This window comes from Herbaspirillum rhizosphaerae (assembly GCF_001189965.1).
Lineage (GTDB): Bacteria > Pseudomonadota > Gammaproteobacteria > Burkholderiales > Burkholderiaceae_D > Herbaspirillum > Herbaspirillum rhizosphaerae.
Window position 1 is genome coordinate 34,172 of the sequence record NZ_LFLU01000011.1, and the last position, 16,087, is coordinate 50,258.

The following is a 16,087-nucleotide window of genomic DNA, read 5'->3' on the forward strand; positions in this document are numbered from 1 at the left end:
AAGAAACAAAATTAAAAATGGACGTGCTGCGCGAACTGGCCCGGCAAATAGGGTTTAACGGTTTCCGCAGCGGTTTCCGCCAGCGGACTCAACCTCGCATCTTTCCAGAATGGCTGCTGCGGAATCGACGTCGTACCGCACAACAACACCACCGCCAGCACAATCACCGCGCCGCGCGCCAGCCCGAACACTGCGCCCAGGCTGCGGTCGATCAGCGACAGGCCGCTCGCCTTCACCACTTCGGACATTGCCCTGGTCACCAGGCCCATCAACAGGCGCGTACCGATGAACAAGGCAATGAACCCCACAATCAATCTTGTCGACTCGCCCGGAATCACGTCGGGCAACATCGTCGCCAATGTTTCACCATAGGCGTTGGCGACGACTAATGCAATTACCCAGCTGGCCAGCGATAGCACTTCCCTGACCAGTCCACGTAACATGCTGATGATTACTGAACAAACCAGCACCAGCAATACCAGATAATCAAAAATCGTCACAATAACAACATAAGCAATATGCGACCGGTCATCGCGAAATTCAAGCCGGAACGATAGTGGCGTTCAGGCCGAGCTTATTAATCTTTACCCGCATCTTCTCGGCTTCGTCGCGGGTGGCAAACGGGCCGACGCGAATGCGCGTGCGGTCGCCCGACTGGGTCGCGACTTTTTGCGTGAAGGACTTGATGCCGGCGCCGCTAAGCTTGCCGCGCAGTTCATCGATTTTTTCCTGCGTCGCCAGCGCGGCGACCTGAATCACGAATTTTCCGCCTGCAGCCGCCGGCGTCGCCGCTGCCGGCTTCTTGTCGGAGGTCGCAGACTTGCCTTCCAGAATCGCCATGGCGCGCGCCGCGTCGTCGGGCTGGTCTGCTGTCTTGGGCTTGGCGGCTTCTTTCACGTCCTTCTTGTGATCGTCCTTGCGCTCCGCAGGCTTGGCGGCAGTCTTGCTGTCTTTTACGTCTGCTTTGACCTCGGCTTTAGGCTCCGGCTTGGCGGCAGCCTTGGGTGCTTCAGGCTTGTCGGCTGGCTTTTCTGCAACCGGTTCAGCCGGCAGAGACGGTTTGGCCAGCGCTGCATTGGCGGGACCGGAAGGCATGGCCGGAGCGCCGGGAGCGATGGCCGGCTTTTCCGCGGCAGGGGCCAGCGTTGCCGGATCGACAAACTCTTCCTTCGGCTGTGCAGCAGCGGCAGGCTTGGCATCGGCAGCCGCCTCCTTACTTGCATCCTTGGCGTCCTTGCCGTCCTTGGATGGAATCTGGATCGCAATATCGTCCGCCAGCGGACGCGGTTCGGAATCGAGGATCATCGGCAGCACGATCACCACCGCCAGCACCAGTGCAACGGCGCCGATCAGGCGGCGGCGTGCGCGTTTCTTTTCCGGCAGTACGGGATCGACGGACTCTTCTTTGCCAGCCTTGCCGGACTTGCGAGAATTCCCGGCGCTGCGACTGCTGCGGCTGTTCTGCGCGGCCGACGACTCTCCTGCGGAACGCGAGAGGAATTCGCCTTGACCGGAAGCAGATTCCTGCTTGTTTTTACGAAAAAACGAGAACAAGCCCATGCTGATCTATGTAAGGTGGTCTGAAAAATGCGGATGACAAATACCGGGTGCTGCTTGTGCGACTGACTGCATCAACAAACAAACGGCAACATCACGGCCGGAAACAACGCAAACCGGGGCAAAACGCGAAAAACTCAATGCAATTCCGGCTTACGGGCTTGCATCACGCCTGCAACGGTGAGGAAGGATCCAAAAACCACAATTCTATCATTCTCGGTAGCTCTGCTCTGCGCATTTGCGAATGCAGCAGCCGGCGTATCGAAGGTTTCTATGGTGCAGGCGGCGTCCGGCTTGAATTCCGGCTCGACACCCGCTTCCAGCAATTTGTCCTTCAATTGCTGCGCCGTCGCAGCGCGCGGCAACGGCAAGCCGGTCACGCACCAGTGATCGATCTTGCCTTTGAGCTGATTGATGACGCCTTCGATGTCCTTGTCCAGCATGGAGCCGAACACCGCGTAGGTGTAGGGATGGAAGCCCATGTTGTCGAGATTTTGCGCCAGCGTGGCGGCAGCGTGCGGGTTGTGCGCGACGTCGAGGATCACCAGCGGCTGGCCCGGCAATACCTGGAAACGTCCCGGCAACTCGACCGTCGCCAGGCCGGTGCGCACTTCTTGCGCGCCGATCGGCAGCACGTCGCGCAGGGCTTCCAGCGCCGCCAGCGCCGCGGAGGCGTTGAGCAACTGGTTGGCGCCGCGCAGGCTCGGATAGGCCAGCGAATTGCGGCGCTGGGCGCGACCGCCGTAGGCCCACTGCTGCTTGTCGCCCTGATAGTTGAAATCGCGGCCCATCAGCCAGAGATCGGCGCCGATGGATTCGGCATGCTTGATGAGCGACTTCGGCGGCACCGGATCGCCGCAGATTGCGGCCTTGCCGGCGCGATAGATGCCGGCCTTTTCAAAGCCGATTTCTTCGCGCGTGGTGCCGAGGTATTCGGTGTGGTCGATGTCGATGCTGGTGACGATGCCGACGTCGGCGTCGATCACGTTGACGGCGTCCAGGCGGCCGCCGAGGCCGACTTCCAGAATGACGACATCCATCCTGGCATCGGCCAGCAGCTTCATGATGGCCAGCGTGGTGAACTCGAAATAGGTCAGCGAAATGTCGCCGCGCTTTTCTTCCACCGCCTCAAACGCGGCGATCAGCGCCGCGTCGGATGCCGGCACGCCTTCGACACGCGCGCGTTCGTTGAAATGCAGGAAATGCGGCTTGATGTACAAACCCACGCGATAACCGGCGCGCATCAGGATCGATTCCAGCATGGCGCAGGTCGAGCCTTTGCCGTTGGTGCCGGCCACCGAGATGACGGGGCAATCGAAACGGATGTCGAGCAACTCTTTGACCTTGCCGACACGTTCCAGGCCCATGTCGATGGACTTGGTGTGACGGGTTTCCAGAAGGGTCAGCCATTCGGCCAGGGTGGAAGGTTTTGCTTGCGCTTGCATGAGTTGAATCTACAGTGAATCCGAGATGACCTGCATGGAGCCGGGAGGCCCGATGAATGACTTTAAACGACTTAAAAGCAAAAACCCGAACTTGCGTTGAACGACGACAAGTCCGGGTCTGTATAGAACATCGCGATCAGGAAACGGTTTCGGCCGCCTGATTTTGCAGCAACGCCAGCAAACGTGCGATTTCTTCGCGCATCTTGCGGCGGTCGACGATCATGTCGATGGCGCCCTTGGTCACGAGGAACTCGGAACGCTGGAAGCCTTCCGGCAACTTTTCACGCACGGTGTTCTCGATCACGCGCGGACCGGCGAAGCCGATCAGGGCTTTCGGTTCGGCCATCACGACGTCGCCCATGAAGGCGAACGATGCCGACACGCCGCCCATGGTCGGGTCGGTCAGCACGCTGATGAACGGCAATTTCTTTTCCGACAGCTTAGTCAGCATGGAAGTGGTCTTGGCCATTTGCATCAATGACAACAGGCCTTCCTGCATGCGTGCACCGCCGGTGGCGGTGATGCAGATGAACGGGACTTTTTGTTCCAGCGCCATTTGCGCGCCGCGGGCGAAACGCTCTCCGACCACGGAGCCCATCGAGCCGCCCATGAATTCGAATTCGAAGCAGGCAACCACGACCGGCAGGGTCATGATGGCGCCGCCCATGACGACCATGGCATCGGTTTCGCCGGTGGATTCCAGCGCGTCTTTCAGGCGGTCAGGGTATTTCTTGCTGTCTTTAAACTTGAGCGTGTCGACCGGCAGGGCTTCCTGGCCGATTTCATAACGGCCGCCTTCATCGAGCAGCGAATCCAGGCGCGCACGGGCGCGGATACGCATGTGATGGCTGCACTTGGGGCAAACGTGGAGATTGGATTCCAGATCAGTGCGATAAAGCACTGCTTCGCAGGACGGGCACTTGACCCATAAACCTTCGGGTATCGACTTCCGGCTTGCGGAATCGCTACGTTGAATTTGAGGCGGGAGTAATTTCTCTAGCCAGCTCATAGAAACCTCTTTCTAATTTCCGGTGGCGCATTGTACCAGAGGCAAAGCCGCACAACCGGGGACGATGATTTGATTGCTTTTCGATAATTTCTTTTTGGAAATTATATGGAATGATGTGATTCGAGGGTATCGGACGCGCTGCCGACACCCTCTTCGTTATCCTGGAATCAGGCGTCCATTGCCTTGCGAATATCCGTCACGAAAGCCTGCACCGCTTCCACCGCACGCTCACGCGGCGTGTTTTCCAGTTCCTGAATGATGCGGCTGCCGATCACGACCGCATCCGACACCTGGCTCACCGCCTTGGCGGTGGCGCCGTCGCGAATACCGAAGCCGACGCCGATCGGCAGTTTGACGTGCTTGCGGATTTCCGCAATGCGCTTGGCCACTTCAACGGTATCGATGTTGCCGGCGCCCGTCACTCCCTTGAGCGACACGTAATAACAGAATCCGCTGCTGACCTTGGCGACTTGCCGGATGCGTTCGTCGGTCGACGTCGGCGCCAGCAGGAAAATCGGGTCGAGCCCCTGCGCCTGCATCTTTTGCGCAAACTCTTCGCACTCTTCCGGCGGGTAATCGACGATGATGGTGCCGTCCACGCCCGCTTCTTTCGCCGCAGCAATGAAGGCATCGACGCCGAAGCGTTCGAGCGGATTGGCGTAGCCCATCAGCACCACCGGCGTGGTGACGTTGGTCTTGCGGAACTCACGCACGTAACCCAGCACGTCGCGCGTGCTGATGTTGAATTTCAGTGCGCGTTCGCAGGCGCGCTGAATGACCGGACCTTCTGCCATGGGATCCGAAAACGGCACGCCGAGTTCAAGAATATCGACGCCGCCGGCGACCAGCGCATGCAGTAGCGGCACGGTCAGTTCGGGCGCCGGATCGCCGGCGGTGATGAAGGTGATCAGCGCCTTCTTGTTGCTGGCGGCCAGCGCGGTAAAAGTAGATTGGATACGGGACATGGTGTTGGAATATGGTGTTCGTCGATTCGGCCAGCCCTGCTTTGTTTTTGCGGCTTGCGAGCGGCGGATTAAGAGTCCGCCGCTCGCATGCAGAGCTGGAGCCTTGTTGCTTGAGCTTGTTTAACCCTGACGTTGCTGGACGGTATGCATGTCCTTGTCGCCGCGTCCCGACAGATTGGCCAGCACGATCTTGTCTTTCGGCAAAGTCGCTGCCAGCTTGGCGGCGTAAGCCAGCGCATGGCTCGATTCCAGCGCCGGGATGATGCCTTCGATGCGGCAGCAGGTGTTGAAGGCCGCCAGCGCTTCCTCGTCGGTGATGCATTCATAGCTGGCGCGACCGCTGTCCTTCAACCACGAATGCTCAGGACCCACGCCCGGATAATCGAGGCCGGCCGAGACCGAATGGGTTTCCATGATCTGGCCGTTTTCGTCCTGCAGCAAGTAGGTGCGATTGCCGTGCAGCACGCCCGGCGAACCCAGCGTCAGCGAGGCGGAATGACGCCCGGTATCGAGGCCGTCGCCGGCGGCTTCAACGCCGACCAGCTTGACGTCGTGATAATCGATGTAGGGATAGAAGATACCCATCGCATTGGAACCGCCGCCGACGGCCGCCACCACATAGTCAGGCTGACGGCTGGCGATCTCGGGCATCTGCACGATGCATTCGTTGCCGATCACCGATTGGAAGTCGCGCACCATCATTGGATAGGGATGCGGACCGGCGACCGTGCCGATGATGTAGAAGGTGCTTTCAACGTTGGTGACCCAGTCGCGCATCGCTTCGTTGAGCGCATCCTTCAACGTCTTGGAACCGGATTCGACCGGCACCACTGTCGCGCCCAGCAGGTTCATGCGATAGACGTTCTGCAACTGGCGCTTGACGTCTTCGCTGCCCATGTAGACGATGCATTCCATGCCGAAACGCGCACAGATCGTTGCCGTCGCCACGCCGTGCTGGCCGGCGCCGGTCTCGGCGATGATCCGTTTCTTGCCCATGCGCTTGGCGAGCAAGGCCTGGCCGATGACGTTGTTGATCTTGTGCGCGCCGGTGTGATTCAGGTCTTCGCGCTTGAAATAAATCTGCGCGCCGCCTGCCAGTTCGGACCAGCGCTTGGCGTGATACACCGGGCTCGGACGGCCGACAAAGTGTTTCAGCTCGGTATGAAACTCCGCCAGGAACTGTTCGTCGTTCTGGTAATGCGCATAGGCTTCGCGGAGTTCGGTCAGGGCGTGCGTCAGGGTTTCCGATGCGAAGCTGCCGCCGTATTGGCCGAAATGGCCGCGCGCGTCCGGCAGGTTGTAGGGTGCGGTCTGATGCAAGGCAGCAGCGGCAATGGGCTGGCGCTCGGAGAAGTTGCCGAGCGGATTCAATTCTTTCATGGTATTCCTCTAGTGTTCTGGTGAGATGGCTGCCAGGCCTGGTTCAGGAATTGTCCGCCAGTCGGACTGCGCTGATGAAAGCGTCAATCCTGGCGGCATCCTTGATGCCTTTGGCTTGCTCGACACCACTGCTGATGTCGACGGCGTGCGGGCGCACGCGCTGCACCGCGTCAGTCGCGTTTTGTACGCTCAAGCCACCACTTAAAACGACCCGAGGCGCGAGTTCTTCTGGAATGAGAGACCAATCGAAAACCTTTCCGCTGCCGCCGTATTGCTCAACCAGGGTGTCGAGCAAGAGTCCCGTAAAAAAGGTACTGACGGAACGATAATCCTGTTCGTATTTTATCAAATCCTCAGGCGTGGTCGAGCTTCCGATGCGTGCCGCGCGCATAAAAGGCCGTTTGACGGCTTGCGCAATCGCAGCGCACTGCTGCGGCGTCTCGTCGCCGTGGAATTGCAACAACGACAAGGGCGCCTGTTCCAATACGGCGGCCACTTCCTCCGCGCCGGCATTGACGAACAAGCCCACCGTCGAAATGAAAGGCGGCACAGTGCGAATCAGCTCCGCCGCGGCGGATGCGGTGACGTAACGCGGGCTCTTGGCGTAAAACACGAAGCCGATCGCATCCGCACCGGCCGCCACGGCGGCGGCGACGTCTTCAGCGCGGGTCAAGCCGCAAATCTTGATTCTGGTCCTGTGCATAGTTGCTAGATGGGGTCGTAAGAGAAAGTGGCAAGACGGCTCGCAAGATGCCTAGTCTAACCGATTGAGGCGCCTGGCCGGACTACAGCCAGGGCCAGGATGCGTCTTCCTGCGGCAAGGCCCAGCGCGCCGGATAGTCGACCTTGGCCAGATACAAACCGTCCGGCATGAATGTCGGTGCGGCGAGACTGCGGTCCTGTTGCGCCAGTATCTGCGCGATCCATTCCGGCGGCTGCCTGCCGTTGCCGACAAAGATCAGCGAGCCGACGATGTTGCGCACCATGTGGTGCAGGAAGGCGTTGGCCTTCAGCGTGAAGACGATCATGTCGCCATGGCGGCGCACCTGTAGCGACGCCATCGTACGCACCGGCGACTTGGCCTGGCACTCCACGGCGCGAAACGTCGAGAAATCATGCTCGCCGACCAGATGGTTCGCCGCCTGCTGCATCCGCTCCACATCCAGCGGGCGGAAAGTCCAGCCGGCCTTGCCGGCGAGCAAAGGCGAACGCACCGGGTGGTTGTACAACATGTAGTGATAGGTGCGCGCAGTCGCGCTGAAGCGCGCATGGAAGCCGCCTTCGCGCTCGGCAATATGATGCGCCGGACCATCGTCCGCCGGCAATTCGATCGCCCAACGCACGGCAATCGACGGCGGCAGGAAGGCGTTGACGCCGCGCACCCAGGAGGCTTTGTCGCGCGCGATCACGGTGTCGAAATGCACGACCTGCTCCAGCGCATGCACGCCGGAATCCGTACGGCCGGCGCAGATGGTATCGATATCGAGCAGCGTGAATTGTTTCAGCGCCGCTTCCAGTTTGTCCTGCACCGTCAGGCCATGCGGCTGGGTCTGCCAGCCTTGCCAGGAATTGCCGTCGTATTGAATGCCGAGCACGATGCGGCGCAGCGGACGCAGAGATTCCGCAGGACTTTTCGACGATACTGCTTCCGCAACAGTTTGCAGCTCGGCAGAAATGGGGGGCGGTGATTCGGTCACGGTGTTGTTTCAGGTTTGTTGCACAATTCATTGCACTTCGAAAAAAGCAAACGGGCGCCGGCATCGGCGCCCGTCTCCGGACAAGTCGTCCGGCAGCGTGCGAGAAATACGCACCCTGCTTACGACAATTTGGACAACATATCCTTGGCGCGTTCGATCTGGCTGTCGCTGCCGCCGCGAATGACTTCATCCAGCAATTCGCGCGCACCTTCCCTGTCGCCGATTTCCTGATACGCCGCGGCCAGATCCAGCTTGGTCGACATTTCGGCGGCGAAGGCAGACTCGTCGTCTTCCAGCACATCAGGCTTAGGCGCTTCCACCGGCTCCGGCAAATCGAGCTCGATGTCGGCCGCGGGCGGCGATGCCTTCGGCAAATTATCCGGTATCGCGGCAGCCGGAGCTTCTTCGTCCTCTGCTGCTTTGCCGCTGTCAAGCTCCAGATCGAAATCGATCTTGCTGCCGATGTCGGCAACCGGCGGTGTGGCGCCCGGTTGAATTTCGGCGCCCTTGAAGTCGTCGAGATCAAACTCCAGGCCTTGCTCTTCCGGCGCAACCGGTTCGGGTTCAGGCTCGGGCGCCTTCTCGACGACCGGCTCAGCTTCGGCGACGACTTCTTCCACCGGCGAACCGCCGTACAGCGGATTGGTCGGATCAAGCACGATGCCCATGGCCGCAGCTTGCTCCCATTCGGAGCCGATGCCGCCGGTGGCGTCATGCAATTCTCTCGCGACGTCATTGAAGCCTTCGACATCCTGACGCTTGGAGTAGATCTCCAGCAGCTTCAGGCGGATGGCCTGGCGATCCGGATCGCTCTTCAAGGCCAGGCGCAAGATATCTTCGGCCTGCTCATCGCGGCCGTAAGAGATGTACATGTCGGCTTCGGAGATCGGATCAACCTCGTCGACCACGGCCGCTGCGGCTGCCGCTACAGGCACTGCCTCCGGAACGACTTCAGGCGCAGCTTCAGGTTCTGCTACTGCGGCTACTGCAACAGGTGCTTCGGGAGCCGGTTCAGGTGCTTTAGTTACCTTTCCCGGCTCATCCTCCTTGTCTGCATCGGCAGAAACGGCGGTTGCCGCCTTCTTCCGATTATTGCGCATACGCATCACGCCCCATCCGGCGAGCAGTGCGACCACCAATGCGCCCACGCCGGCGCCGCCCAGGACATATGGATTGTCCTGCATGTTTTCAAAGAAACTGCCCTTGGCGGCAGGTGCAGGCGTCGGAGCAACCACAGGCTTGGCCGGCGCTGGAGTTGGGGCCGCCGGAGCAGGAGCCGGTGCGGTCGGGGCTTCCGGCTTCGGTTGCTCGGCGGCGGCTTCAGCCGGTTTGGCTTCCGCAGGCTTGGCTTCGGCAGCCGGAGCCGGTTGCGGCGCAGGCGTTTCCGGCTTGGCGGCAGCCATCTTTTGCTGCTCGCTCATTTCGGCCAGCGTCTTGTTCTTGATTTCCAGCAGCTTTTGCAGATCGCTGACGTTTTTCTCAAGCGCCTTCACGCGTTCGTTCGCGTCGGCAATCGCCTTGTCCGCCGCGATCTTTTCTTCTGCCGCGGCCTTGTCGGCGGCGGCACGATCGCTGGCGCCGGCTTTGGACAGTTGCAGCTTGTCCCGGGCCTCGCCTGCGCCGGATTTTTCTTCCACGCGCGCGGTCACTTTGCCGCTGCTGCTTTGCCTTGTGTCGCCGGCCCTGCGCGAAGGCCCGTTGGCAACCTGGCCGGCCAGCTTGTTGCGGTAGGCGTTGAAATCCTGTGCTTGCGCAACGACGGTCGTACGCGCTTCGCCCTTGTCGACGGCGGTTGCAGTGGCCGCATCCGGCACCGACAGCACGCGACCGGCGCGCAAGCGGTTGATGTTGTTGCCCATGAAGGCATCAGGATTAGCGCGGTACAAAGCGACCAGCATCTGATCCAGCGAAACGGTATTGTCTTTGGTGCGATTGGCGATCTCCGCCAGCGTATCGCCCTCTTTCACCTTATACGACTTGCCGTCCGGCTTGGCCGCGCTGTCGGCCTTGCCGCCTTTGCCGCGTTTGCCTGAAGTCGCGGCAGGTGCGCCGGAAGACTCGTCCGCCTTGGCTTCCATCTTCGCCGGCGCGGCGGCCGGTACAGTCTTTTCCGCGACGGCAGGCGGCACCGGCGCATTGCTCAGGCCGCTCTGATCACCGTTGCCGCCATTGCGGATCAGTTCTTCCGCCTGGCTCGAAGGAGCCGACTTGGTGACGATGCGCGAAGTCGGTTCTTCGTCGCTGTTGTTCATTGCTGCAGCCGGCGCAGGGGCAGCAGCGGGAGCTGCTGCCGGTGCAGCTGCAGGTTTCGCAGGCGCCGGCGCGGCTGCGGCGACCGGCGCGGCTGCGGCGACCGGTGCGCTGGCCGCAGGCTTGGCGGCAGGTGCAGCAGCAGGCGGTGTCGCAGGAGCCGATTGCGCCGTTTGCGGCTTGCGCATGTCCGGCGGGTCGAGCAGGAAGGTGTATTCACGCACCAGACGCGAACCGCCGCCGCTCAATTCCAGCAGCAGGTCGACGAAAGGTTCATTGATCGCCTGCGGCGAACTGATGCGAATCAGTTGCTTGCCCTGGCGTTGTTCGACCGAAAATCGCAGCGACGACAATACCGGATTGAAATCGATATTCGCCTTCTTGAAAGCGTCTGCCGGTGCGAGTCGCGCCACCAGCGCGCCCTCTTCTTCTTTCGACACCGAGTTCAGCTCGATTTCCGCACGCAGAGGTTGTCCGAGTGACGAAAGCACCGTGAGCTTGCCCAGTCCTGCGGCATGCGCCGCCATCGGCAGAGCCAATGCCAGGGTCACGGCGGCACTCAGTGTTTTCAGGCGGGACAGCGCAAACTTGTTATGAGTATATAGAGGCATGTTTGTATGGTTTTAGATAGACGTTCTGCTAAAGAAGGCCTGAAAACTAAAATTTATTTCATCGATGACAATCAAAAAATCGACAACTCAATCAAAGCCCTCCAACTTGCCACGAAGCAATGGACTTGAACATCCCTCATGGTAAAGGGCTTTAATGACCGGATTGTTGACAGTGATGAGATAAATTCTGATTTTCAACATATCATCAAGAACTTAGGCCTGCAAGTGTAACCAAGTTCTCAAGATGGTCAAAACCCGTCAACATTCCAGTGAAGGAATGTTTGACGGGTTTTCGTTGCAAATTGACAACGGAAGGCTAGGCCTTCCGCTTCATTATTTACCCAGAATGATGCGCAACATGCGGCGCAGCGGTTCTGCGGCGCCCCACAGCAACTGGTCGCCGATCACGAAGGCGGAAATATATTCCGGTCCCTGGTTCAGCTTGCGCACGCGGCCGACGCCGATTTCCAGACTGCCGGTGATCGACGCCGGAGTCAGTTCCTTGACGGTGATGGCACGATCGTTCGGCACCCATTTCACCCATTGGTTACCCGCACGGATGATGGATTCGATCTCGGCCAGCGGCAGGTCGCGCTTGAGCTTGATGGTCAATGCCAGGCTATGGCAACGCATCGCGCCGATACGTACGCACAAGCCGTCGACAGGAATGACTTTCTCGCTGTCGAGGATCTTGTTGACTTCAGCCTGGCCCTTCCACTCTTCCTTGGACTGGCCGTTTTCCAGCTGCGCGTCGATCCATGGGATCAGGCCGCCTGCCAACGGTGCGCCGAAATATTCGGTCGGCACGTCTTCGCGGATGGTCTTGGCGACTTTGCGGTCGATGTCCAGAATCGCCGACGACGGTGTCGCCAGTTCATCGGCCACGGCCGCGTTGATCACGCCCATGCCCTTCAGCAGTTCGCGCATGTGATTCGCGCCGCCGCCGGAAGCCGCCTGGTAGGTCATGGAGCTGACCCACTCGACCAGGCCTTCCTTGAACAGGCCGCCCACGCCCATCAGCAGGATGGAATTGGTGCAATTGCCGCCGATGTAGTTCTTGACGCCCTTGGCCAGCGCGTTTTTGATGACATCGTTGTTGACCGGATCGAGCACGATCACGGCGTCGTCCTTCATGCGCAGAGTCGACGCCGCATCGATCCAGTAGCCGTCCCAGCCCGCTGCACGCAGCTTGGGAAAGATCTCGGTGGTGTAGTCGCCGCCCTGCGCGGTAATAATGATGTCGCATTTTTTCAGCTCATCAATGCTGTTGGCGTCTTTCAGCGTCGTTGCCGTTTTGGCGAACGACGGAGCTTTACCGCCTGCATTCGAGGTCGAAAAAAATACCGGTTCGATGTGATCGAAATCACCCTCGTCCTGCATGCGTTGCATCAGGACCGAACCCACCATTCCACGCCAGCCAACTAAACCAACCAGTTTCATCATCTTTCCCTATTAATGAACTTCCATAATCAATGAACTACAACGTTAAAAAAACCACCGCCTCAATTAGCCCAATGCCTTGACGACTGCGTCGCCCATTTCCTTGGTGCCGACCTTGGTAGTGCCCTCTTCATAAATATCGCCGGTGCGATAGCCTTGTGCAAGGACTTTCTTCACCGCCGCTTCAATGCGGTCTGCCTGTTCCGCCTTGTTCAGCGAGAAACGCAGCATCATGGCTGCCGACAAAATGGTCGCCAACGGATTGGCGATGCCCTTGCCGGCGATGTCGGGCGCCGAACCGTGCGACGGCTCGTACAAACCCTTGTTGTTGGCGTCCAGCGATGCCGACGGCAGCATGCCGATCGAGCCGGTCAGCATCGCAGCCGCGTCCGACAGGATGTCACCGAACATGTTGCCGGTGACGATGACGTCGAAGTTCTTCGGCGCCTTGACCAGTTGCATTGCTGCATTGTCAACGTACATGTGGGTCAGTTCGACTTGCGGATATTCATTGTGCACGTCGGTGACGATGTCTTTCCAGAACTGGAAGGTTTCCAGCACGTTGGCTTTGTCGACGCTGCACAGACGGTTGCCGCGCTTGGCCGCGGCCTGGAAGGCGACGTGCGCGATGCGGCGGATTTCCGGCTCGCTGTAGCGCATGGTGTCGAAACCTTCACGCGCCCCCTTGAACGGACCGTCCGGCGCTTCGCGCATGCCGCGCGGCTGGCCGAAATAGATGTCGCCGTTCAGTTCGCGCACGATCAGGATGTCCAGGCCGGCAACCAGCTCAGGCTTCAACGACGAAGCGCCGGTCAGTTCCGGATAGCAGATCGCAGGACGGAAGTTGGCAAACAATTGCAGATGCTTGCGCAGACCCAGAATCGCTTGCTCAGGACGCAGCGGACGATCCAGCGTGTCGTACTTCCAGTCGCCGACGGCGCCGAACAGGATCGCATCGGCTTCCTTGGCCAGCTTCAGCGTGCCGTCCGGCAGCGGATGGCCGTGCGCTTCGTAACCTGCGCCGCCGACCGGCGCAGTTTCCATTTCAAACTTTTCGCCCAGCGTATCGAGTACACGTACGGCTTGTTCAATGATCTCGGGACCGATGCCATCGCCTGGCAAAATTGCAATCTTCATGTCGTCGTCTTCTAGTCTTGGAAAATAATAGCGCCGGAGGCCGCATCCGCACCGGTCGTGGCGACCGTGCGATGCGGCATCCGGCTGATCAGAACTTCAGAAACCTGCTGCGAATAAACGTGGCGGCGTAACTAATCAGATAGTGTTTGCCAACCAGGGTTGATCGTACAGGTGACGCTCTTCAAAAGCGCGGATTTTGTCCGCTTGGCGCAATGTCAGACCGATGTCGTCCAGGCCGTTGAGCAAGCAATATTTACGGAATTCGCCGACCTCAAACGGATAAGTCTGACTACCGTTGGCGGTAGTAATGATCTGTTTGTCCAGATCAATGATCAGGCGGAAGCCCGGGAATGCCTTCACTTCATCGAACAGATGGTCGATCTGCTGTTCCGACAGCACGATCGGCAGCAAGCCGTTCTTGTAGCAATTATTAAAGAAAATATCGGCGAAGCTCGGTGCAATCACCGCGCGGAAGCCGTATTGGTCCAGCGCCCACGGCGCATGTTCGCGCGAGGAGCCGCAGCCGAAATTCTTGCGTGCAATCAGGATCGATGCACCTTGGTAACGCGCCTGGTTCAGCACGAAATCCGGATTCAGCGGACGCTTGGAATTGTCCATGCCCGGCTCGCCGTGGTCCAGGTAACGCCATTCGTCGAACAGGTTGGGGCCGAAGCCGCTGCGCTTGATCGACTTCAGGAATTGCTTGGGGATGATCGCGTCGGTATCGACGTTAGCGCGGTCAAGCGGAGCAACCAGACCATCATGGACAATAAATTTATTCATGGCACTTGTATCGGTGATGAATCGCCGCATCATGCGGCAACCCGGATCAGCCGATTTCTCTATCTCTTCAACAAACGAATCAGCAGCAGCGATGCAAGCGCACCGGCTGCCGCCACTGCATTCTTACTTCTTGCTGGCGTCTTGCATCTTGTCGCCGACCTTCGCGACGTCTTCACCGAAACCGTGAACGGTGTTGCATGCAGTCAGTGTCAGGATCGAAACAGCCAGCAAAGCCAAAGCAAGTATTTTTTTCATGATTTCACCCAGGTAGTTTTACAAAGAACGAATATCAACAAAATGTCCGGCGATGCCCGCTGCTGCTGCCATCGCAGGGCTCACCAGATGCGTACGGCCGCCGGCGCCCTGGCGTCCTTCGAAGTTGCGATTGGATGTCGACGCACAGCGTTCACCCGGCTCCAGACGGTCGGCGTTCATCGCCAGACACATCGAACAGCCCGGCTCACGCCATTCAAAACCGGCATCGCGGAAAATCTTGTCCAGGCCTTCGCGCTCGGCTTGTTCCTTCACCAGACCGGAACCCGGCACCACCATCGCCAGCTTGACGTTGGAAGCGCGGAACTTGCCGCGCACCACCGCCGCCGCTTCGCGCAAATCTTCGATGCGCGAGTTGGTGCAGGAGCCGATGAACACCTTGTCGATGCGAATATCTTCGATCGGGGTATTGGGCTTCAACGCCATGTAGGCCAGCGCCTTTTCCATGCCGTCGCGCTTGGTGGCGTCTTTTTCCTTGTCCGGATCAGGGACGCGGCTGTCGATGGCGACCACCATCTCCGGCGAGGTGCCCCAGGTCACTTGCGGCTTGATGTCGGCGGCATTCAAGGTCACGACCATGTCGAACTTGGCGCCCGGATCGGAATGCAGCGTACGCCAATAAGTCACGGCGCGCTCCCAATGCGGACCCGACGGCGCGAACGGACGGCCCTTCAGGTAATTGATCGTAGTGTCGTCAACCGCAACCATGCCGGCGCGTGCGCCTGCTTCGATGGCCATGTTGCAGACCGTCATGCGGCCTTCCATGGTCAGCGAACGCATGGTCGAGCCGGCGAATTCAATCGCGTAGCCGGTGCCGCCGGCGGTGCCGATCTTGCCGATTACGGCCAGCACGATGTCTTTTGCGGTCACGCCGCTCGGCAATGCGCCGTCGACCTGCACCAGCATGGCCTTGGATTTTTTCGCGAGCAGCGTTTGCGTGGCCAGCACGTGTTCGACTTCAGAGGTGCCGATGCCGTGCGCCAGACAGGCGAACGCGCCGTGCGTGGAAGTGTGCGAATCGCCGCACACCACGGTCATGCCCGGCAGCGTGGCGCCTTGCTCAGGTCCGATGACGTGCACGATGCCCTGGCGCTTGTCGTTCATGCCGAAATAGGTCAGGCCGTATTCCTTGGCATTGGCGTCCAGCGTTTCCACCTGCAGGCGCGAAATCGGATCGGCGATGCCGTTGGCGCGATTGGTGGTGGGCACATTGTGGTCGGCGACCACCAGGTTGGCGGCGTTGCGCCATGGCTGGCGGCCGGCCAGCTTGAGGCCTTCAAATGCTTGCGGGCTGGTCACTTCATGCAACAGGTGACGGTCGATATACAAAATGGCCGTTCCGTCTTGTTCTGCATGAACAACGTGAGATTCCCAAAGTTTGTCGTAAAGCGTCTTGAGCATGATGATGCGGGCGTGTGAAAGCTACGCAAGTCGTTGAAATGAGCCTTTGATTATGCCATAAACACGCCTTTCCCGAGGCGCGAATGTGGTTATGGCCATGCTTTTAAGGCAACGCAGCGCCGGGCGTTGCGACCGACGC

14 protein-coding genes are annotated in these 16,087 nt (G+C 59.5%); all 14 read right to left on the reverse strand.

Translation table 11 applies throughout. From position 1 onward, the window contains the following. Positions 1-11: 11 nt before the first annotated feature. The 14 genes from AKL25_RS15460 to leuC all read right to left on the reverse strand — a co-directional run bounded on the left by AKL25_RS15460 (position 12) and on the right by leuC (position 15,948). Positions 12-500 carry a CvpA family protein gene (locus AKL25_RS15460; protein WP_050478592.1) on the reverse strand — a complete coding sequence of 163 codons (489 nt, stop codon included), beginning with the start codon at positions 498-500 and terminating at the stop codon, positions 12-14. 40 nt (positions 501-540) lie between these two features. Continuing rightward, positions 541-1,560 (reverse strand): SPOR domain-containing protein, encoded by a 1,020-nt coding sequence (locus AKL25_RS15465; RefSeq protein WP_050478593.1) that lies wholly within the window; start codon positions 1,558-1,560, stop codon positions 541-543. Between the two features lie 134 nt (positions 1,561-1,694). Next, positions 1,695-3,002: a bifunctional tetrahydrofolate synthase/dihydrofolate synthase gene (gene folC, locus AKL25_RS15470; protein ID WP_050478594.1), complete on the reverse strand. Its 1,308-nt coding sequence runs from the start codon at positions 3,000-3,002 to the stop codon at positions 1,695-1,697. 136 nt (positions 3,003-3,138) lie between these two features. Further along, entirely contained in the window at positions 3,139-4,011 is an 873-nt protein-coding gene (accD, locus tag AKL25_RS15475; protein ID WP_050478595.1) for an acetyl-CoA carboxylase, carboxyltransferase subunit beta, read from the reverse strand. Positions 4,012-4,178: 167 nt separating this feature from the next. Beyond that, on the reverse strand, positions 4,179-4,976 hold the full coding sequence (gene trpA / locus AKL25_RS15480; protein ID WP_050478596.1) for a tryptophan synthase subunit alpha: 798 nt from the start codon (positions 4,974-4,976) through the stop codon (positions 4,179-4,181). 120 nt (positions 4,977-5,096) lie between these two features. Continuing rightward, positions 5,097-6,356: a tryptophan synthase subunit beta gene (gene trpB, locus AKL25_RS15485; protein WP_050478597.1), complete on the reverse strand. Its 1,260-nt coding sequence runs from the start codon at positions 6,354-6,356 to the stop codon at positions 5,097-5,099. A gap of 43 nt (positions 6,357-6,399) precedes the next feature. After that, entirely contained in the window at positions 6,400-7,059 is a 660-nt protein-coding gene (locus AKL25_RS15490; protein ID WP_050478598.1) for a phosphoribosylanthranilate isomerase, read from the reverse strand. 82 nt (positions 7,060-7,141) lie between these two features. Continuing rightward, positions 7,142-7,972, reverse strand: a complete 831-nt coding sequence (gene truA / locus AKL25_RS15495; RefSeq protein ID WP_420840715.1) for a tRNA pseudouridine(38-40) synthase TruA — start codon at positions 7,970-7,972, stop codon at positions 7,142-7,144. Positions 7,973-8,172: 200 nt separating this feature from the next. After that, positions 8,173-10,914, reverse strand: coding sequence for a motility hub landmark protein FimV (locus tag AKL25_RS15500; RefSeq protein ID WP_050478599.1), 2,742 nt, complete (start codon positions 10,912-10,914; stop codon positions 8,173-8,175). 333 nt (positions 10,915-11,247) lie between these two features. After that, the gene (asd, locus tag AKL25_RS15505) at positions 11,248-12,354 is read right to left on the reverse strand and encodes an aspartate-semialdehyde dehydrogenase (protein ID WP_050478600.1); all 1,107 of its coding nucleotides are present in this window, start codon (positions 12,352-12,354) and stop codon (positions 11,248-11,250) included. 66 nt (positions 12,355-12,420) lie between these two features. Next, complete coding sequence (gene leuB, locus AKL25_RS15510) at positions 12,421-13,491, reverse strand: 3-isopropylmalate dehydrogenase (RefSeq protein WP_050478601.1); 1,071 nt, start codon at positions 13,489-13,491, stop codon at positions 12,421-12,423. 135 nt (positions 13,492-13,626) lie between these two features. Then, positions 13,627-14,274: a 3-isopropylmalate dehydratase small subunit gene (gene leuD / locus AKL25_RS15515; RefSeq protein WP_050478602.1), complete on the reverse strand. Its 648-nt coding sequence runs from the start codon at positions 14,272-14,274 to the stop codon at positions 13,627-13,629. Between the two features lie 123 nt (positions 14,275-14,397). Next, complete coding sequence (locus AKL25_RS15520) at positions 14,398-14,529, reverse strand: entericidin A/B family lipoprotein (RefSeq protein WP_050478603.1); 132 nt, start codon at positions 14,527-14,529, stop codon at positions 14,398-14,400. A gap of 18 nt (positions 14,530-14,547) precedes the next feature. Beyond that, positions 14,548-15,948, reverse strand: a complete 1,401-nt coding sequence (leuC, locus tag AKL25_RS15525) for a 3-isopropylmalate dehydratase large subunit (RefSeq protein WP_050478604.1) — start codon at positions 15,946-15,948, stop codon at positions 14,548-14,550. Positions 15,949-16,087 lie beyond the last annotated feature (139 nt).